This window comes from Agrobacterium sp. 5Ca50, assembly GCF_055381905.1.
This window is the reverse complement of sequence record NZ_AP026440.1, coordinates 51618-70864: the sequence shown is the minus strand read 5'-3', so window position 1 is coordinate 70864 and position 19247 is coordinate 51618. Positions and strand designations below refer to the sequence as shown.

The window sequence follows — 19247 nt, the reverse complement described above, 5'->3', positions numbered from 1 at the left end:
CTCCTTTGATGGTCGCTCAGGCCTGTCAGCCCGCCATCTCTTCATCTCCACCGATTGGTTTGCCCTTGTGGGTAACCACGGTCTTCGGACGCTCTTTCCCCTTTTCCGGAGGGGTGGAAAGCGCCACGAATTTCTCCCGCTTGAGCCGCACTTGAATCATGTGCGGACAGCGGTGATCGTCTTGGTAAAGTTCCTGGCAATGCATGCAGTAGATGCACTCGTTGACGTTGATCTGCCCCTCAGGGTGGATCGATTGCACGGGACATTCCTTGGCGCAGCGCTGGCAGGGGGAGCCGCATTCTGGCCAACGTTTCAGCCATTCGAACATGCGCAATCGACCTGGAATGGCGAGCGCGGCTCCGAGTGGGCAGAGATACCGGCAGTAGAAACGTTCGATGAAAAGACCGGCAGCGAGCAGAGTCAGAGCAAAAATCACAAACGGCCATTCGCGGGCGAATTTCAAAATAATCGCCGTCTTGAAAGGTTCGATCTCGGCGAAGGCCTCCGCAAGCGCGACAGAATAAAGCGACAGGCCGAAGAGACCGAGGAAAATGATGTACTTGATTGGCCAGAGCCGCTCATGCAGCCCCCAAGGCAGCTTCACCTGGGGCACCTTCAGCCACTTTGCGACACCGTTGGTCAGTTCCTGAAGCGCACCAAAGGGGCAGAGCCAGCCGCAGAATGGGCCGCGACCCCAAAACAGCAAACCCGCCGCAACCGCAGCCCAGAGAATGAAAATCAACGGAGCGGAGAGGAAGAAATCCCAGTGGAAGCCAGAGATAAGCGCATTGATGAACGTAAGGACATTGACCACGGAAAGCTGCGCATTGGCATACCAGCCCAGCCAGGTGAGCGCGAAAAGCAGATAGCCACGCCTGATCCAACCGAACAGCCTTGGACGTTTGACCAGCCAGTCCTGAAAGAAGAAGATAGCGGTGAGAACCAAGAGCCCGACAAATGTGATAGCAACGGCGACGCGGTTCATTTCCCATATGCTGATCCAGAGTGGTGCGTTTTCCATATCGAACCCAACAGCGTCCGGCGCAATTTTCGCGGCTGCCGGTGTCGCTGCGGGTGTCTCGATGCTGAAATAGTTGTCCGGCAGCGTATAGCCGAGGTCGTAAGGCATCGTAGCCTTATCCCGCACCCCGGTGCTGCGTTGCACGAGCAATTGCAAATCCCACTGTTCGGTCACGTCGAAGGTGAAATTGTCGGGGATCACGAAGAGTGCGATTTCACGCAGATGCGGTGCGCCCCCAGCCGCGATCTGTGTCAGCCGCGTGTGATCTCGATCGCGGAAGCGAATACCCTGCCCGTCCTGAAGAAGCTCGATACGGTCAAAAATACCGCCTCGCACGTAACCCGATCCCTTGAATGAATAAGCGCCCTCACCCGCCACGAGAATGGCGGACTGACCTGGTTTCAGTCGCTTTACCAGACGTCCGTACCCTTCTTCACCCAGCAGACTACGGCCAATCGTAGGTACACTGACCGGCGCGACATAGAGATCGATGAACGGATCCTGCGGATTGCGCGTTTCCGGCGTTCGGGCCGCATCGAGTTGGCCGGCCTTTACAAAGTCATCAGAGACTTCACCGACACTAAGGCGCAGGGCGCGAATTGAACCGTCGCCAAGCAGCGTCTGCCAGTCGGAAACATCCTGTTTTGAAAGATCGAGATTTTTGACCGACTGCGGCACCGCATCCGCCAGCGCGGCTGTACCATCTCCCAGCCTGCCGCTGCGAATGATTTTGACCGCCGAGCGGACGACGCTGTCGCCCATCACAAGAACGGTCACCGTGGCGCCGCTGACGATGTCGACCTGTGGCGGACGTTCCGCACCCATGGCGACCTTCGCAAGATCGCGGCCGATCACCGAATTGAGCGCTGCGACGACCCGGGTTTCCGGTATCCCGATCAGCACGATCGGCTCCTTGTGATCGACAATCTTTAGGCCGCGCACGACGCCAGCCTTGTCAATGCCGACAACGATGTGAATCGGCTTTCCTGAATAGCCGGTGGAACTGGTGAAATCCGAATTGAGGTAAGCGTAACCGGCAACATCGTTGCCCTTGTAGACCGGCACGATAGCCGGCTCACCCACTGGGTCGCCAAAGCGGTCGGCCGCAGCGAACAACTCTCCCGGCTGAACCTTGGGGAGATAGTCGCCAAGATTGCCGCCAGCGAAGGCCTGGCCCGCGAGGGTGAAAAGCGCGATCAAGAAAGGAAGAAAAACAGCCAGACCGTGTTTCCCCACATGATTATGTTTTGGCATTGGCATTCCAGCGGGGTGCGACCAGACATTAACTCCCACGCTTGGCCATGTCACATCGGTCGGGCACTCGGTGGTTGGAGTGCAAAATAGTCTCATGGCCAAATGGCTCATTGATCTACAACAAATACTGCGTTGTTTAATGTGGCAGTGTGGGACAAGGAATTTTAAAGAGAAACCCATGCCAGTACTGAATGCCGAACCGCCCGTTCTGACGACGATGCACGCTGTGCTGGAAACCGCAGCCCGCATGGAACAAGAAGCCATCGAAGGCTATGTCGCCCTCAGACAACGAATGCTGGATGAAGGCCAGCCAGGGCTTGCGGCCGTGTTCGAGCGGCTGATCACCGAGGAGGAAACGCATTTGCGTCAAGTCGACGTATGGGTTGCCGAGGTGGGGTCAACGGACGCAGAGGGCATCCTATCCGCTCCAGACCTGTTACCCATGTTCGACGCCGAAGGCGCCGATTTGGTGCCGCCGGAAACGCTCGACGCCTACCGTGCGTTTTCTGTCGCGGTCAGGAATGAAGAGAGAGCATTCGTCTTCTGGAGCTATGTGGCAGCTCGGGCGCCCACCGCGGATATTAAGCATGCCGCAGAAAGGATGGCCCGCGAGGAACTCGGCCACATTGCGACGTTGCGACGGGAAAGGCGGATGGCGTTTCATAGATCGAGGATCGCGGCTTTCCCCGGAGAATTACCGGACATCCTTGGGCTAGAGGTACATTTCCTGAAATTGCTTAAGAGCCTGCCCGAATGGCGGGACGCAGGGTCGGTACGAGAATTTGCAGAAGAAACACAGGCGCGCATCTCGACCGTTTCCGAACTGGCGTTTCGCATCAAGCCGCGATTGTCCGGCCAACTCGATCTAGCGCTCGGCAAGCCGGCCACGCTCTGCGGAATTTTGCTTGATTATTACTTAGACCATATGAGCTGCGAGAAAAACGAGCTGATCGTCGAGTTTTGTGCCAATGCCGCGTCACAATTGGTGCGCTGTCTCTCAGTTCTCGTAAAACTAGCTCACGTTAAATGATAATTCGACGCTGAAAGGCAGTTATGTCGCAATCACAGACAAGATCAAAGCGTGGTGTTGCTGGTTATTAAGCGAAGACATGAGAAGGAAAACGCCTCCTTTACGGCTGTCGCTGCGATGTTCCACACCGCTTGGTGTATTAGTCTTTGCTCCAACTCGCGTTGCGCTGGAATATATTATGGTCAGCCACGATCATCCAGCCATGACATAGCTAATCGGCGACGGCCGAGGCCCAAACTGCAAGGGCTTATAACTGGTTTGCGACGCTGCTTAGGGTCGAACGAAACAGTCAACATGCAATCCCAGTCCAATTGCACTGGCTTGGGCGTCTTTGTCTCGCTTTTGTATTGAGATTAACTCGGTCCCTGCGACACGGCCGTATCGTTTTGCCTTCGAGGCACACTTGACGCCCAGTCTGCCCAAAATTTGGGGGTTATCAATATTGTAGATCGAAAAATTCGTGGAGTTCACGGCGTATCCAGGTGCCGCTGACATAGGGTGTAAACCGTGGGTCGCCGATTGCATATTCTGCGAGGAGCTCCAGCCCGAATGTGTTAGCCTTAGCTGCATTGGCAGCGATTGATAAAGGAGGCGAACTCGCCCTCGTTGTCAGGCAGTAGGTCTTCACAGCCACGCAGCGGCTGGTAGAGATGTAGTCCTTCGCCTTCGAATAAAAAACGGCGGTATCGAGCGCCCCCTTGTCCATAACGGACCCCAATTTTCAAAATTACGCGAAAGTGCTGCCTCAATTTCCAGATTTCCGTAGGGTGTACCCTTCCGCCAACTAAGTGGAAATAATCTCTTATTAGCAAGGGCATTTTCCCGCGATAATTCGTGTTGTGATAAACGTCCTTTATTGAGACATCACGACCGTCGAACTGCTGTCAAAAGAGGCTGCGGCAATCTTTCCTCGCCCATTTTGATGGCGCTTGCCTATTTTAAAATCAATGGCTTGGACCCTATCTTTTGATTTTCGTCATTTTTGACAAATAATTAATAAATTCAAAGACTTGAGCACATAAATCATGCTGCTATAATCCCTCGTGAATCTGAGAGGGAATACGGCAATGCCTAAAATTGTATCTGCCGAGGCCGAGCAAGCCAAGCCAAGCCGGGCGAGAGAATTGATCACTTTTGCCATTCTTGCCTTCGGTATCTGGCCGGTCCTGGCTGTGGGATTTGTCGGTGCCTATGGTTTCATCGTCTGGGCATTCCAGATCATTTACGGGCCTCCGGGTCCTCCAGGTCACTGAGAGCTCTGATAATGTCGCACCTCATTTCCAGACGTGACCTTTTGAGAGGTCGTCGCCAGACCCGGATAAAACGTATCTGTCCACCCGGGGTCACGTTGAGTGATCTCACCGCGTGTAGCGGCTGTGGAAAATGCGTGGAGCAATGTCCGAACCACATCATTGATATGGTTGATGGGTTACCTGCGCTAAACTTTGCGAAAGGTGAGTGCACATTTTGCGGTCAATGCGACGCTGCATGCCCTGAACCGGTTTTTAAGTCCGAGCCAACCGCGCATTTTAATCATGTGATGGTGATCGGAGACGAATGTCTGGCCTTCAGGAAAGTGGACTGTCAGGCCTGTCGTGATGCTTGTCCCACGCAAGCCATCCGTTTTCGGCCACGGCTTGGTGGCCCCTTCATTCCCGAACTGAACGAGACGCTGTGCACGGGATGCGGTGCATGTGTGTCCGTTTGTCCGGCCAACGTGATCGAGATCAACGAACGATCTGCCGAGGTTCAATATGGTTGAAAATACAGAGCGATATCACGTTTCCAGTGCTGTCGTCGCCACGCTGCCGCAGATGACGCAATCAGTTGTGGCGACCTTGCAGAGATTGGAAAATGTCGAAATTCATGGCGAGGGCAACGGCAAGATTGTCATCGTCATCGAAGGTACCAGCAGCGGCATGATGGGCGGTGTGCTGACTTATATTTCGACACTCGACGGGGTGATCTCGGCCAACATGGTTTTTGAACAGGTCGACACAGAGGAGAATAGCGGCGATGAGCAGCCAATTAACGCGGCGTGATATAATAAAGGCGCATGCCGCAGGCATTGCAGCCGCAACGGCAGGTATTGCATTGTCGGCCTCCGCGCAACCTGTGTCTGGCGGCGTTAGTGCGCTGGAAATCAAATGGTCCAAGGCACCCTGTCGGTTTTGTGGCACCGGTTGCGGTGTCATGGTTGGTGTCAAGGAAGGTAAGGTCGTTGCCACGCATGGCGACATGCAGGCGGAAGTTAATCGCGGCCTGAACTGCATCAAAGGCTACTTCCTGTCCAAGATCATGTACGGCAAGGACCGTCTACAAACGCCTCTTCTACGCAAGAAGGGTGGCGTTTACGCCAAGGACGGCGAGTTCGAACCGGTCAGTTGGGATGAAGCCTTCGATGTGATGGCCGAGCAGTGCAAGCGCGTACTGAAGGAAAAGGGACCGACAGCCGTTGGCATGTTTGGTTCCGGTCAGTGGACGATATTTGAAGGTTATGCGGCAACCAAATTGATGCGTGCCGGCTTTCGATCGAACAATCTCGACCCGAATGCGCGCCACTGTATGGCTTCAGCCGCCTACGCCTTCATGCGCACTTTCGGTATGGACGAGCCGATGGGCTGTTATGACGACTTCGAACACGCAGACGCCTTTGTGCTCTGGGGTTCAAACATGGCTGAAATGCACCCCATTCTCTGGACGCGCATCGCGGACCGTCGTCTAGGCCACGAACATGTTCGGGTTGCTGTGCTGTCGACCTTTACCCACCGCAGTATGGACCTAGCCGACATCCCGATGGTGTTCAAGCCGGGCACGGATCTGGTGATCCTTAACTACATCGCCAACCACATCATCCAGACAGGTCGCGTCAACGAGGACTTCGTCAAGAAACACACCAAATTCGTCCGAGGTGTGACTGACATTGGTTATGGCAGACGCCCTGATGACCCACAGGAGATAAACGCTGCCAACTCTGCCGATCCGGCCAAGACGGAAGCAATCGACTTCGAGACATTCAAAGCCTTCGTTGCCGAATATACGCTGGAAAAAGCGGTGAAGATGACCGGTGTCGAAGCAAGCTTTCTAGAAGAACTGGCGGAGCTTTATGCCGACCCGAACCGCAAGGTCATGTCGCTGTGGACCATGGGCTTTAATCAGCACGTGCGCGGGGTATGGGCCAATCAGATGGTCTATAATATTCACCTGCTGACGGGTAAAATCTCCGAACCGGGCAACAGCCCGTTTTCGTTGACTGGCCAGCCTTCGGCCTGCGGCACAGCTCGTGAAGTTGGTACATTTGCTCACCGTCTGCCAGCCGACATGACCGTGACCAATCCCGAACACCGGAAACATGCCGAGGAAATATGGAAGGTACCGCATGGCATCATTCCTGAAAAACCCGGCTACCATGCCGTTCAGCAGGACCGCATGCTTCATGATGGCAAGCTGAATTTTTACTGGGTTCAGGTCAACAACAACGTTCAGGCTGGCCCCAACACCAGCAACGAGACCTATCTCGGTTATCGCAATCCAGAGAATTTCATCGTTGTTTCGGATGCCTATCCTACGATCACCGCAATGAGTGCCGACCTTATTCTGCCCGCGGCCATGTGGGTGGAAAAGGAAGGCGCCTACGGCAATGCCGAACGCCGCACCCATGTCTGGCACCAGTTGGTACAAGCAACCGGCGAAGCGCGGTCGGATCTTTGGCAACTGGTCGAGTTTTCAAAACGCTTCACAACAGATGAGGTCTGGCCCGCCGACATTCTGGATGCCAACCCGGAATACCGCGGCAAGACATTGTACGACGTCCTGTACAAGGACAGCGATGTCGGCAAATTCCCGTTGAGCGAAGTCAGCAGTGAATATGAAAATCAGGAGGCCAAACACTTCGGCTTCTACCTGCAGAAGGGCCTGTTCGAGGAATATGCCGCTTTTGGCCGTGGTCACGGACATGATCTGGCGCCTTACGACGCTTATCACGAAGTGCGCGGCATGCGCTGGCCGGTTGTCGATGGCAAGGAAACCCTTTGGCGTTACCGCGAGGGATACGACCCCTATGTGAAGCCGGGCGAAGGCGTGAAATTCTACGGCAACAAGGATGGCAGGGCGGCAATCATTGCCGTGCCCTACGAGCCACCAGCGGAATCCCCTGATGACGAATTCGACACATGGCTGGTCACCGGGCGTGTGCTTGAACATTGGCATTCTGGCTCCATGACCATGCGCGTCCCGGAACTTTACAAGGCATTCCCGGGTGCACGCTGTTTCATGAATGCAGAGGATGCGCGCAAACGTGGTTTCAATCAGGGCTCAGAAATCCGCATCATCTCACGGCGGGGTGAAATACGCTCCCGCGTTGAAACGCGTGGCCGTAACCGCATGCCGCCCGGCGTGATCTTTGTGCCGTGGTTCGATGCCAGCCAGCTCATCAACAAGGTGACGCTGGATGCAACCGATCCCATTTCCAAACAAACGGATTACAAAAAATGCGCAGTCAAACTAGAACCCGTCGCATAGTTGCGAGACGCGGCTGGATTGTCGCCGCCAGTACCATTGCGCTTATTGCAACAGGCGCTTTTGCCCAGATGGTGCCCGAACTTTCAGGTCCTAGTGGCGATCCAATGCGGACGGAAGCGGCCAAGCCGCTTCCAAAGTGGATCATTGACGACCTGAGACGGATGCGCGCTTATCCCGAACAGCCCCCGGTCATTCCGCACTCAATCGACGGCTACCAGCTGTCAGTGAACGCGAACCGCTGTCTGTCCTGTCACAAGCGTGAATTCTCTCAGGATGCCGGTGCGCCGATGATCAGCGTCACCCACTACATGACGCGCGAAGGCCAGATGCTGGCTGACGTTTCACCGCGCCGTTATTTCTGCACAGCGTGCCACGTGCCTCAGGCGGACACGCGCCCACTCGTGCCAAATACCTTCCAGGACATGAGCGAGATGGGTGTCAAAAAAGCAGGAAGCGAATGATGTTTTCCCGTGTCAAAAAGCTGCTGCTCTGGGTATGGACCGTGCTTTCAACACCGGCAGCGACACTCAGCCTGGCGTTCCTGACGCTTGGCGGTTTTGTTGGCGGGGTCATGTTCTGGGGTGCGTTCAATACTGCGCTGGAAATGACCAATAAGGAGGCATTCTGCATCTCCTGCCACGAGATGAAGGACAATGTTTACGAGGAACTGACCCGAACGGTGCACTTCTCCAATCGTTCAGGCGTGAGGGCATCGTGCCCTGACTGTCACGTACCACATGAATGGACCCACAAGATTGCCCGCAAAATGCAGGCTTCCAAGGAAGTGTGGGGCAAAATCTTTGGCACCATCAATACCCGCAAGAAGTTTCTCGACCATCGTCTTGAACTTGCCCAGCACGAGTGGGCTCGTCTAAAAGCCAATGACAGCCTTGAATGCCGCAATTGCCACGCATCAGTTGCTATGGATTTCACCAAGCAGACACAACGTGCGGCTGACATCCATTCCAGGTTTTTGCTCCCTGGCAAGGCGACATGCATCGATTGCCACAAGGGTATCGCTCATGAACTTCCCAGCATGGAAGGTATTGATCCCGGTTGGAAAATGCCACCTGAACTTCAGGGCGAACAACTGCCGTCTGCTTCCGCAATTGACGACCTTAAACGTGCCATGGCAGATGCACACCAATCTGTTCACTGAGTTTCCAGTGCTAAGAAACAGCATATGAGGGCAAAACATGCCGCTTGGATACGTCAACATGACCGACGGTGAAGAGATGGACCTGTGCCTGTCACAAGTGGTCACGCTGTTCGAAGAAGCCGGCATCAAGCCATCCGGCGCCATCCATGCGCCATATAAAGGGGCCAATCGCAGCAAATGCGATATGGATCTGAAAATATTGCCCGATGGACCTGTTCTTCGTATCAGCCAGGACTTGGGCGAACTTTCAACCGGCTGCCGTTTGGATAGCGCAGCTCTCGAAGCAGCAACAGCAGAGGCTGCTGCACACTCAGATGGTGCCACAGTGCTTGTCGTCAATAAGTTCGGCAAACACGAAGCCGAAGGCCGTGGTTTCGTACCGCTGATCGTCGAAGCCATGGAAAACGACAAACCCGTGGTCATCGGCGTCAACGGTCTTAATCTCGATGCGTTTCTGTCATTTTCTGGTGGGATGGCCGAGCGGCTAGACGCAGACCCACATGGTATTGTTCAGTGGGTACAAGGAAGTTAAATCCGACAAGGATGGGCGCAATCCGTCACGTCCCTCGATTTATCCCTCTTCAGAGGCGACGAGCCGTTTAACACGACGCAACAGTCGCAGCCCGATACCAAAACCACCACCGCTTCGTTGCGCCAGACAACCTCCATAAATTGCATGGATCCTTTCTCACAATTGACAATTGTCAGTCAGATTGTGTGTGATCCGTCAACGAAACGATTGGTGGAAAGCGTTATGACAAAGCTAGCAACCGAACCCGTCGAGATAGCTGCGAAATGTCTGGCATGTCACATCAGATATACCGGAATTTGCGCTGTCATGTCGTTTGAAGAATTGAGCGAGGTCGGGAGGAAAACGATCCGGCGAACGTTCAAGGCAGGCACGCCGATCTTCTTTGAAGGCGACAATGTGCGTGCCAAGAATATTGTGAAAGGCGTGGTCCATCTGTCAAAGGGACTATCGGATGGACGCCAACAAATTGTTGGGCTGCAGTTTTCGTCTGCCCTCTTGCCCGCAAGGATCAGCCAAGTGACAGCTCAAGCTGCCACCGACAGCGAATTATGCGCGATTCCGAACGCATTGCTCACTGACATACTGGGACGTAATCCCAAAGTGGAAGATGCGATGTACAAACAAACTTTAGATGAGCTCGATCAGGCCAGGCATTGGATGTTGTCTGTCGGACGCAAGACCGCTCTTGAAAAAGTCGCTAGCCTTATATTGATGTTTGTCATGAAGGCCGGTCCCGCTTCAGGGATTGGTTATCAATGTGACCTGCCACTCACGCGAACTGAAATCGCGGACTTTCTTGGGCTGACAGTGGAGACGGTCAGTCGTAACATTACGAAGTTGAGAGCAAGCGGTATCATTCAGCTCGACAATGGAAGGACCGTGACTGTGAACAGCCTGCCAAAATTGAAAAGAGCGTCTGGCGATTGAAGACGGAAAGAGTGGAGAGCTGCTTATGGTAAGCATCAGTGATTTGCTCTTTAAAAAAATCGAGCCGACTTTCGAAAAGAAAAATTAATACAAGACGAAAATCGCGCCTCGCTTCGCAACTCGAGGTGAAACGCGTTGTGGATGAGTAGTTAATAATCGGCATTACCTGAAAACTAGCTTAGCGACATTCGTGTTGCTGGATTTCTAATCTAACGACACCATTTGAGCCGCGATCTGCTGTTCAAAGAATTTGGAGAACGATGCAATTCTTGGAGGCAACGCTTGATAAGGCGGGTAATAGAGCGTGAGCCAAAGTTCTGGCGGAGACCAACCCGGGAACACGCGAACAAGTCGACCGCTTTGAATGTGCTCCGCAATGTTGAACCCTGGAAGGAGTGCGACGCCAAAACCGTTTGCGGCCATGTCTGCTAGGACCTCTCCGCTGTTTGCGCTAAACGATCGTCCGGCGGATACGGTAATGGTCGAATTGCCTTCGGTCAGCATCCAAGACTCGCGTCGACTTTCACCGCTGTAGGCCAGACAATCATCTGCTGACAATTCGCTTGGATGGATCATCTCAGTAAATTTCGATCCAGGTGCTGCGACGAGTACCCTTGGAACGGGCCGGATCTTCCGCCAAATGGTAAACTTGTCGGATGGCTGTGAAGATATACGGATCGCGAGGTCGTAATCATCGTCAACAATGTTCACCAACCCGTCCGAAAGCGATATTTCGAAACACATCAGCGGATACAGCTCCTTAAAGCCCGCAATAATCGGCGGCAAGACCGTCTTTCCTAGCCATGTCGGAGCACTGATACGTAAACGTCCCTGATCTGCCTTATGAGCATTCTTCACTTCTCGCCGTGCATTCTCCAAGGCTTCCAAAGCGGGTTGGACTTGAGCAGCAAAAACAGCGCCATCGGTTGTGAGTGACACCTGCCTTGTCGTGCGCACGAACAGTTGGACGCCTAGATCCTCTTCCAACGCGGCAATTGATCTTGTAACCGCCGCAGGGGTCATATCAAGTTCTCGCGCGACCTGTGCAAAACTGCGCTTCTCCGCCGCCATCATGAAAATTTTCAATGCCCTGTAATCGTTCATTCTGTGCACTCCGTTCAAGCACGGGCGTTATGTGGCGGCCTGAGGCCAAAAGCAACAGCATTGACAAAACAACAACTCACTCTTGAGAATTATTGCAATTCACGGTGCTGATCCGTTGAGAGAGACTGTGCTCATCGAACAATGCGAGGAGCTACCATGACATCCAATGAAAAAAATCCGATCGTGCAATCTGAAAACCACGGCGTGGCTTGGGAAAAGACATTTGGTTATGCCCAGGCAGTAAAAGTCAAAGATACGATCTACATTTCCGGGCAATTAAGTCATGACGCTGTTGGCAATTTGGTTGCTCCAGCCGAAATCGACTCAGCAGGTAAACCGATGTCATTTGAGACGATGGAGGATCAGATCCGCCAGACTTATGAAAATGGGCGTATTTTGCTAGAGCGGTTCGGCGCTTCGTTTGCTGATGTGGTCGAAGAAACCATTTACGTTCTCGATGTAGACGCTGCGTTTGGTCCGGCCGCTGACATCAGGAAGAAAGTATACGGCTCAGAAGTCCCGCAGGTCGCCAGCAATATCATTGGTGTGACGCGTCTGGCGTTCCCGCAACAACTGGTAGAAGTTACTTTTAGAGCGGTAGTTGACCGCTAACGGTCCAACCCAGTACGCACGGGCCAATCGTCTTAGTTGCAGCTCTGCCGCCGAAAAACAATGGCAATGATTGGCTGCTCGTCGAGTGACGAGCGGTTGGTCTAAAAACAATAGTTGGGGCTCCGGCAAAGGCCGACCCCCGATAGCGGGACAGTTCGGCGTGTCAAACCTTCGTCGCGACTTAGTCCCGATTCACAAATCCGGCTGGGTAGCCACGCGCGATGGTCGCGAAATTACGATTGCGTTCCGTGTGGAGAGCCAGTGCCGCGTCCGAGAATCCAAAAGTGTTTCAAATTCACTCTGATTAGTGTCTCTGATCAATTCAGAAATGAAGGCAGAAACAGAGTTGCTCATTTCCTCCTAAACTTTGTCAAAGAGAAGGGAAAAACAGCAATCGCTATGTCGACGAAGCAGTAGGGAAAACTGCCGGAAGACCTCCAAATATGGCGCGATGGCGTGGACACACTGCGGTTTCAGTGAAATGAAATGGTCATAAGGGTGACTGGAATCTGCAAGATGAGTGTGATGAAGCAACTGAGGTGGGTTGGAGTGGCTTTATTAGCCCTCGGCTTTCCTGCAGCTGGAATATTGCCTGCTTGGGCGGGGTTCGAAAACGGCCCTGTTGAAGTTGGCCAAGTTCTCATATTGCTGGGCGGTGCAGCCATGGCGCTATGGTTCGCGGTAGAAAATCACACAAAGCTTCGATGGTTCTGGCTTGCCGTCTCTATCGTTTGGGCGATCTTGGCATTTCGCGAGCTCAGTTGGGGTGGAGTTTTCATGCCTCCGTTGTCCAAGGGCGATGAGGGACCCTTTTTCTCTTCGTCGCAGCTTTGGTACAAGCCTTACATCACGCCTGCACTCATCGTCGTAGGCCTGATCTGCGCGGCATTTTCCATTGAGGGCAAGGGTATTTACGTTCTCAGGTTTCTGATTGTCACCTGGCGCTTTCCATTTGTCGACATTCTTCTGTTTATTGTCGCAATGATTGTCTCCGCTGGTGCCGAAGGACATATGGGTTTGAATCTTCGCGACTGGGGCCACATGCAGATACTTGAAGAAATGTCAGAGACTGCAGCTTATGTTTTCCTACTGTCAGCGCAGACAAGAGTGAAGCTTGCCCTTGGGCGGTAAGGACAACTCGTAAACCAGAGCGCTTGGACCGTCACCGTACAGCCTGATAGAACTCAGACCGTTGGGCCGCCGATCATTTCGGAACAAACTGCAATTGATTGAGTTCAACTAGAGAGCGCGCGGCCGTGTCAACCGGACGCGACAGGGATGGTGAACATCGCGGTTTTTCCGGTTTCTCGCGATGGCCAACGAAATGGCAGACGAGCGCCCCACCTGTCCGGCTTCGCACTCGACACTTACTTGAACAGAAAGAATCAGAACTTGAACTTCCATCCGGAGCGAATCCAGACGATTGGGTCGTCGCCTTGGGTTGTCACGTTAACGTTGAGCGAGGCCGTGCCGCCAGCAACATCGACTTCGCACCCAAACCACCGCGCAGCCAGAACTGGTTGGTTTCCTGCTCGTCGAAACTGGAAGTGGAAAGACCGGTGATGGTACCGCTGGTGACTGCGGTTTCGTCCTCGAACCGGTAAGCCGCTTAGGCGCGCGCCAGCAGGCGAATGTTGTCGTGGAATGCGTGAACGCCATCGACACCGGCACGGACAACCATGCTGTGGTCGCTGGTTGAATTAAAACTGGCCGGGAAGCCTCCCCCGGTTTCTGTGTAAGCATCGAGCTTTGCATGCGCACATGGTCTAGAAGTAATGTTAGGTATACTTCAATGAATATACTTCGGGCGTAGGCTCGGACGCGCGGAACCCAGTGCCCTTTTCGTCCCTAAAACTATGGATGTTGCAGCCATCAGCAAGGGCCTTTCAAGGGCTGCTGTGCTAAGCAGTATGGTTTGCCAACAGACACAATCAAGGATTGGGAGCAGAAACGCTGGAAACCGGATCGAACGGCAATCCTACTGCTTAAAATGATCGAGCAAGCGCCGGGCATGGTTGCGCGAGCTCTCCCAAAATGACCATGTTTCGCTTCGTGTACAGGTGGCATTCTATATGTGTCTTCTTCTTGGGACACCTTGGATAATTGTTTGCCGAAATTTCACGATGCTTGATTGGGCGCGGATAACCGCGCCCATCTAGGCTACTTGATTGGCAGAGATGCCTTACCAAGCTTTACTGACGGCTCACGGCCCCAGACACGAAGTTTGCCAAGTTCCGAAACGAAAGCCGACAGGCCCCCTTCTCCGGGCAAAGCCAGAACGCCTTCATCGAGATCACCTGCAATTCCCGCTTTTTCAAGCAGTGGCAGAGCTGTTTGATCATAACCGATGAACTTGCAGTGCTGAAAAGCGTCGGACACAAAGTCTCTGGCAGTCGCCTCTTTCACCAGATCGTCAATCGCATCGGTCGACGTGAGAATGGCCACGGCATCAAACAGAACCGACGGCCCGCCGTCAATCATGTGGTGTGCTTCGACCCGCGAACCATCGGACGCCGTCACGCCACCGACCTTCGGAGCGATCAGCTCAAAAACGGCTTTCTCTTTAGTGATTGCCGTAGTCAGGCCTTTCAAAAGCTTGGCATCGACACCATCAGTAACCAGAATTCCAAGTTTGCGCCCTTCGAAACGCTTGGGACCGCGTTCCACGATGCTAAGCGCTGGCGATGGCTCGAGGTCCTGGCGCGTCGGAATGGCCGCATCCGCGGGCTGGGGCATGGATTTGAAGCCGAGCTTTTGCGCAACGGTCGTTGCCAGTGTCTCATCGATGTTCAGCAGATGCGATACCATGCGTTCGCGAATGACTGGCGCTTCTACCTTGCTGAGCTCAAAGGTTAGCGCCATGGCGATGTGGCGCTGCTCGGGCGCGGTCTGGCTAATATAGAACTGGCGAGCCTGGCTGTAATGATCGGCAAAACTCTCCGGACGAAGCCGCACTTTCGCCCCCTGCTCTTCTGATGGAAAATGCCTGTAGCCTTTCACCGGCGATTCTCGGGGGCCTTCGTTACGCGAATTTGGCTGATAGTTCGTTCGGCCAACCGGATTGCGCATAGCCATGTGGCCATCCTGCTGAAAATTGTGGAAGGGACACTTAGGCGCATTGATGGGTAGATGCGTGAAATTCGGTCCACCAAGTCGCTTCAATTGCGTATCTAGATAGGAGAAATTGCGACCCTGCAGCAGCGGATCGTTGCTGAAATCGATGCCCGGCGGCACGTTCTGGGTCATGAACGCAACCTGCTCGGTTTCGGCAAAAAAGTTGTCCGGCATTCGATCAAGGACCAGTCGTCCGATCGGCTGAACCGGCAAGATTTCTTCGGGAATGATCTTCGTCGGGTCGAGGATGTCGAAGTCGAAGCTGTCAGCGAATTCCTGGTCAAACAGCTGAACGCACAGTTCCCACTCAGGGAAATTGCCGGACTGGATCGCTTGCCAAAGGTCGCGACGGTGGAAGTCTGGATCAGCGCCATTGATTTTGACTGCTTCATTCCAGGCGACCGACTGCAGCCCGAGCTTTGGTTTCCAGTGAAACTTGACGAAAGTGGACTCGTCCTTCGCATTGACAAACCGGAAGGTGTGTACGCCGAACCCTTCCATGAAGCGGAAGGAGCGTGGAATAGTACGGTCCGACATGATCCACATGACCATGTGCATGCTTTCAGGCGTCAGCGAAATAAAGTCCCAAAAATTGTCATGGGCAGTCTGCGCTTGCGGGAACGCACGGTCTGGCTCCTGTTTTGCGGCGTGTACGACATCTGGAAACTTTATCGGGTCTTGAATGAAGAATACCGGAATATTGTTGCCCACTAAGTCCCAGTTACCTTCCTGCGTGTAGAGCTTGACGGCGAAGCCGCGCACATCACGCGCAAGGTCAGCAGAGCCTTTGTTTCCCGCCACAGTCGAAAACCGCACAAACGCTGGCGTCCTTTCCCCTGGCCGCTGAAAAAGATCGGCTCTTGTGTAGGCCGCAAGTGACTCATAAGTTTCGAAGAAGCCATGCGCCCCATAGCCTCGCGCGTGCACGACCCGCTCCGGGATACGCTCATGATCGAAGTGGAAGATTTTCTCACGGAAGTGAAAGTCGTCAATAAGTGCAGGGCCTCGGGCACCGACGCGCAGCGTGTTTTGGTCGTCTGCAACTGGTCCGCCCTGAGCGGTCGTCAACACGTCGTGCCCGTCCTCAGCGAACTGGTGGAGTTCGCCACCTTCTCCACGATGGAGCTGCTGGTCATGGATTGTTACAATATTGGCCATCGGTTGGTTTGGGGTGGACGAGTTTTTAGACGCTGACTTTTTGGTTGAAGGAGCTGTGTTTTTGGACGGTGCGGATTTCTTGGTCATCGGTCTCTCCTCATGAGGGTTGATGCGCACAGAGAAAAGGCCGCCCAGCGGGCGGCCTTTTAGGAGACTGTAGATTGATTAGGCAACTTTCTTGCCCTTGGCATTTGCAGACGCTTGAGCGAGCTGAGTTAGCTTCTTATCGGTAGCTTCTTCTTCTGCGAGATTTGCCTGAAGAAGTGGGATTGCGTCCTTGAGGCCGAGTTGCTTAGCCCAAGCGATCAGCGTGCCGTAGCGAGCAATCTCATAGTGCTCAACAGCCTGTGCCGAGGAAATCAAGCCCGCATCGAGAGCCACGGAACCCTTGTATTCCTCCATGATCTCTTCTCCCTCAGCGATAATCCCCTGAATCGCCTCGCAAGTCTTTCCACGGGCAGCTTTGCCAAGAAGTTCGAATACCTCCTCAAGGCGTTCGATTTGGCCCTGCGTTTCATCGCGGTGCTGCAAGAAACCCGCTTTGCCTTCTTCTGACTGTGCGGCGCGAGCCATTTTCGGCAAGGCTTTGAGAACCTGCTTTTCGGCAAAGTAGATGTCCTTGAGCGTATCAAGGAAAAGATCGTCCAATGTTTTCTCGGCCATTATATTCTTCCTTTGTAGGGGAAACATTTAGCCTTTAGATAACTTCGAGTTCACAAAAATGTTCCCAATGCTGTCTCCTGTCACCGCCGCGATGGAGGACGAAGCAGCCTGTATCGCTCAAGGCTAGGTCGTGGAGACACTAAAATAGCAATAACGTCAGTCGCGGGCGTAAAAGGGCTGTTCTCGGGCAAGTCTCGCCATTTGCGTTTTTGTCAGCAATGAGGAGAATGATCTGCCTATTTCCTTCACCAATAGAAGTCTCATCCGCATCTCGAAGCGCCCATGGCTGGTGTCCTGCTGCCGTCCCCCTAATGAGTGGGACGAGCTTCCACGGTCGGCCGAGATGCTTGGAAGGAGGTAGAACCGTTTCGTTCTCCATCGGAACGAATCGGATGCGTAACTGTTGATTCGCTTTCAAGCGTCAGTCGGAGTATCTCGTATGGCAGCGCATCGAGCACAGTGGAAAGGCCTCTTGAAGGTTGGTGAAGTGAGTTGTGGGATCGCGCTCTACACAGCGGCGTCCACCTCAGATCGCATCAGTTTCAACACCATCAACAAAGCCACCGGACATCGCGTCAATCGCGTTTTCATAGACAGCAGCACCGAAGAGGTTGTTCCTCGCGAACAGCAGACGAAAGGCTTTGAGGTCGATAATGGTCACTACGTCATCATTGACCCAGATGAGATCGCAGCTGCTATTCCTGATAGCAACAAGACCCTGGAAATCGAAGCGTTTATAACCTGCTCTGATGTGGATGACGTATACTTTGACAAGCCGTATTATCTGACACCGGATAAGACCGGGTCCGATGCATTCACCGCGCTGCGCGACGCAATGGAGAAATCAAAGGTGGCTGCTATAGCACGGGCGGTCCTCTTCCGTCGCATGCGGACGGTTCTTATTCGTCCTCACGGCAAGGGCCTGATCGCGACCACATTGAACTATGACTACGAGGTTCGGTCGTCGAAAAAAGCATTCGAGGAAATGCCGAAGATTAAGCTTGAGGCCGAAATGCTTGATCTCGCCCGACATATCATCTCAACCAAGAAAGGCACGTTCGATCCGGCGACATTCGATGATCGCTACGAAGCTGCCCTCACTGAACTCGTCAAAGCGAAGGTCTCCGGTACGGCGCTTCCCAAGCGAAGGGCCGTCGAGGTTTCAAAACCGAATGACCTGCTGGAAGCGCTTCGTCAAAGTGCTGGCATGTCGAAAGGTGGTGAAGCGAAACCGAAACGCGCCGCGGCCAACGCCAACAGGACAACGACCAGAAAACCCGCCGCCCGAGGGGCTGCTAAAAGCTCGTCATCGTCCTCAGCACCAAGAAAGGCTGGTTGATCATGCCTAGACCTTATTGGCGCGGTTATCTTAAACTCAGCCTTGTGACCTGCCCTGTTACGATGTCACCGGCTACATCGGAGAGTGACAAGGTTCGCTTTCACACTTTAAACTCTCAAACCGGCAACCGTGTCGTTTCCCAGTACATCGACTCCGTGACGGGCACGCCGGTAAAAGAAGGCGACGATGTTCGCGGTTACGCGCGGGGAGAAGACGACTACGTCATCCTTACGGACGATGATCTCGATGCTGTCGAGCTCGACACGGTGAAAACCATCGACGTTGAGAAGTTCGTACCAGCCGATAGTATCGAATGGGTTTATCTCGAAAAACCGCATTATCTGATGCCGGAAAGCGAGGTTGGCAACGAGGCATTCGCCGTGATCCGCGATGCCATGAAATCTGACAAAGTCGTTGGAGTTTCGAAACTCGTCATGGGCCGCCGTGAGCGTGCGGTTGTGCTGGAACCCCGCGATGATGGCATCGTCTTGTGGACCCTGCGTTTCGGTGACGAGGTCAGGCCAGAGAAAGAATACTTCGAGAATATCGAGGACGATTCTGACCCTGAACTGGTCCCCCTGATGCAGAAACTCATCAAGCAAAAAACCGAGAAATGGTCGCCTGAGATGGTGAGCGACCCTGTTCAGGAAACGCTGCTGCAACTGATTGCGAAGAAAAAGAAATCACTGAAACCCAAAAGCAATAGTCGCAAAGGAAATGCACCAGCGGAACCTAACAACGTCGTCAACATTATGGATGCACTGAAGAAGTCGTTGGCCAAAGAGCTCAACGGCGGAAGAAAGGCTGGCTGAT

At 53.6% G+C, this 19247-nt stretch carries 19 protein-coding genes; 13 read left to right on the top strand and 6 right to left on the bottom strand.

The genetic code is table 11. From position 1 onward, the window contains the following. Positions 1–25: 25 nt before the first annotated feature. On the bottom strand, positions 26–2275 hold the full coding sequence (locus ACZ5FM_RS22470) for a 4Fe-4S binding protein (RefSeq protein ID WP_464041541.1): 2250 nt from the start codon (positions 2273–2275) through the stop codon (positions 26–28). A 178-nt stretch (positions 2276–2453) separates the two neighbouring features. On the opposite strand from ACZ5FM_RS22470, the gene ACZ5FM_RS22465 reads away from it, so the two are divergent. Next, positions 2454–3305, top strand: coding sequence for a ferritin-like domain-containing protein (locus ACZ5FM_RS22465; protein ID WP_464041301.1), 852 nt, complete (start codon positions 2454–2456; stop codon positions 3303–3305). Between the two features lie 436 nt (positions 3306–3741). On the opposite strand, the gene ACZ5FM_RS22460 is transcribed toward ACZ5FM_RS22465, so the two are convergent. Further along, positions 3742–4011, bottom strand: a complete 270-nt coding sequence (locus ACZ5FM_RS22460; protein WP_312949020.1) for a hypothetical protein — start codon at positions 4009–4011, stop codon at positions 3742–3744. A 361-nt stretch (positions 4012–4372) separates the two neighbouring features. Here ACZ5FM_RS22460 and napE point away from each other — a divergent pair, with 361 nt between their 5' ends. The 8 genes from napE (at position 4373) to ACZ5FM_RS22420 (ending at position 10444) form a co-directional block, all read left to right on the top strand. Continuing rightward, positions 4373–4558, top strand: a complete 186-nt coding sequence (napE, locus tag ACZ5FM_RS22455; RefSeq protein ID WP_275643124.1) for a periplasmic nitrate reductase, NapE protein — start codon at positions 4373–4375, stop codon at positions 4556–4558. An 11-nt stretch (positions 4559–4569) separates the two neighbouring features. Then, positions 4570–5067 carry a ferredoxin-type protein NapF gene (locus ACZ5FM_RS22450; protein WP_312949023.1) on the top strand — a complete coding sequence of 166 codons (498 nt, stop codon included), beginning with the start codon at positions 4570–4572 and terminating at the stop codon, positions 5065–5067. After that, positions 5060–5347, top strand: a complete 288-nt coding sequence (locus ACZ5FM_RS22445; RefSeq protein WP_464041300.1) for a chaperone NapD — start codon at positions 5060–5062, stop codon at positions 5345–5347. The genes ACZ5FM_RS22450 and ACZ5FM_RS22445 overlap by 8 nt, the downstream gene beginning before the upstream one ends. Next, on the top strand, positions 5322–7826 hold the full coding sequence (gene napA / locus ACZ5FM_RS22440; protein ID WP_464041299.1) for a periplasmic nitrate reductase subunit alpha: 2505 nt from the start codon (positions 5322–5324) through the stop codon (positions 7824–7826). The genes ACZ5FM_RS22445 and napA overlap by 26 nt, the downstream gene beginning before the upstream one ends. Next, entirely contained in the window at positions 7796–8287 is a 492-nt protein-coding gene (locus tag ACZ5FM_RS22435) for a nitrate reductase cytochrome c-type subunit (protein ID WP_275643128.1), read from the top strand. The genes napA and ACZ5FM_RS22435 overlap by 31 nt, the downstream gene beginning before the upstream one ends. Then, on the top strand, positions 8284–8985 hold the full coding sequence (locus ACZ5FM_RS22430; RefSeq protein WP_275643129.1) for a NapC/NirT family cytochrome c: 702 nt from the start codon (positions 8284–8286) through the stop codon (positions 8983–8985). Before ACZ5FM_RS22435 ends, ACZ5FM_RS22430 begins: the two co-directional genes overlap by 4 nt. 58 nt (positions 8986–9043) lie before the next feature. After that, a complete protein-coding gene (locus ACZ5FM_RS22425) occupies positions 9044–9517 on the top strand; it encodes a DUF2478 domain-containing protein (protein ID WP_464041298.1) in 474 nt (157 codons plus the stop codon). Positions 9518–9739: 222 nt separating this feature from the next. Then, a complete protein-coding gene (locus tag ACZ5FM_RS22420; RefSeq protein ID WP_464041297.1) occupies positions 9740–10444 on the top strand; it encodes a Crp/Fnr family transcriptional regulator in 705 nt (234 codons plus the stop codon). A 204-nt stretch (positions 10445–10648) separates the two neighbouring features. Here ACZ5FM_RS22420 and ACZ5FM_RS22415 read toward each other — a convergent pair whose 3' ends face one another. Next, positions 10649–11548 carry a LysR family transcriptional regulator gene (locus tag ACZ5FM_RS22415; protein ID WP_312949035.1) on the bottom strand — a complete coding sequence of 300 codons (900 nt, stop codon included), beginning with the start codon at positions 11546–11548 and terminating at the stop codon, positions 10649–10651. A 156-nt stretch (positions 11549–11704) separates the two neighbouring features. Here ACZ5FM_RS22415 and ACZ5FM_RS22410 point away from each other — a divergent pair, with 156 nt between their 5' ends. Next, the gene (locus tag ACZ5FM_RS22410) at positions 11705–12160 is read left to right on the top strand and encodes a Rid family hydrolase (protein ID WP_312949037.1); all 456 of its coding nucleotides are present in this window, start codon (positions 11705–11707) and stop codon (positions 12158–12160) included. A gap of 549 nt (positions 12161–12709) precedes the next feature. Beyond that, complete coding sequence (locus ACZ5FM_RS22405; RefSeq protein WP_464041296.1) at positions 12710–13291, top strand: hypothetical protein; 582 nt, start codon at positions 12710–12712, stop codon at positions 13289–13291. Positions 13292–13769: 478 nt separating this feature from the next. Here ACZ5FM_RS22405 and ACZ5FM_RS22400 read toward each other — a convergent pair whose 3' ends face one another. The 3 genes from ACZ5FM_RS22400 to ACZ5FM_RS22390 all read right to left on the bottom strand — a co-directional run bounded on the left by ACZ5FM_RS22400 (position 13770) and on the right by ACZ5FM_RS22390 (position 17098). Beyond that, positions 13770–13937, bottom strand: a complete 168-nt coding sequence (locus tag ACZ5FM_RS22400) for an autotransporter domain-containing protein (protein WP_464041540.1) — start codon at positions 13935–13937, stop codon at positions 13770–13772. Between the two features lie 383 nt (positions 13938–14320). Further along, a complete protein-coding gene (gene katE, locus ACZ5FM_RS22395) occupies positions 14321–16432 on the bottom strand; it encodes a catalase (protein ID WP_312949417.1) in 2112 nt (703 codons plus the stop codon). 165 nt (positions 16433–16597) lie between these two features. Beyond that, positions 16598–17098: a YciE/YciF ferroxidase family protein gene (locus tag ACZ5FM_RS22390; RefSeq protein ID WP_312949419.1), complete on the bottom strand. Its 501-nt coding sequence runs from the start codon at positions 17096–17098 to the stop codon at positions 16598–16600. A 436-nt stretch (positions 17099–17534) separates the two neighbouring features. Here ACZ5FM_RS22390 and ku (ACZ5FM_RS22385) point away from each other — a divergent pair, with 436 nt between their 5' ends. Together ku (ACZ5FM_RS22385) and ku (ACZ5FM_RS22380) are read left to right on the top strand one after the other, a co-directional pair. Then, a complete protein-coding gene (gene ku, locus ACZ5FM_RS22385) occupies positions 17535–18434 on the top strand; it encodes a non-homologous end joining protein Ku (protein WP_464041295.1) in 900 nt (299 codons plus the stop codon). Next, entirely contained in the window at positions 18434–19246 is an 813-nt protein-coding gene (gene ku, locus ACZ5FM_RS22380) for a non-homologous end joining protein Ku (protein ID WP_464041539.1), read from the top strand. Before ku (ACZ5FM_RS22385) ends, ku (ACZ5FM_RS22380) begins: the two co-directional genes overlap by 1 nt. Position 19247: the final 1 nt, after the last annotated feature.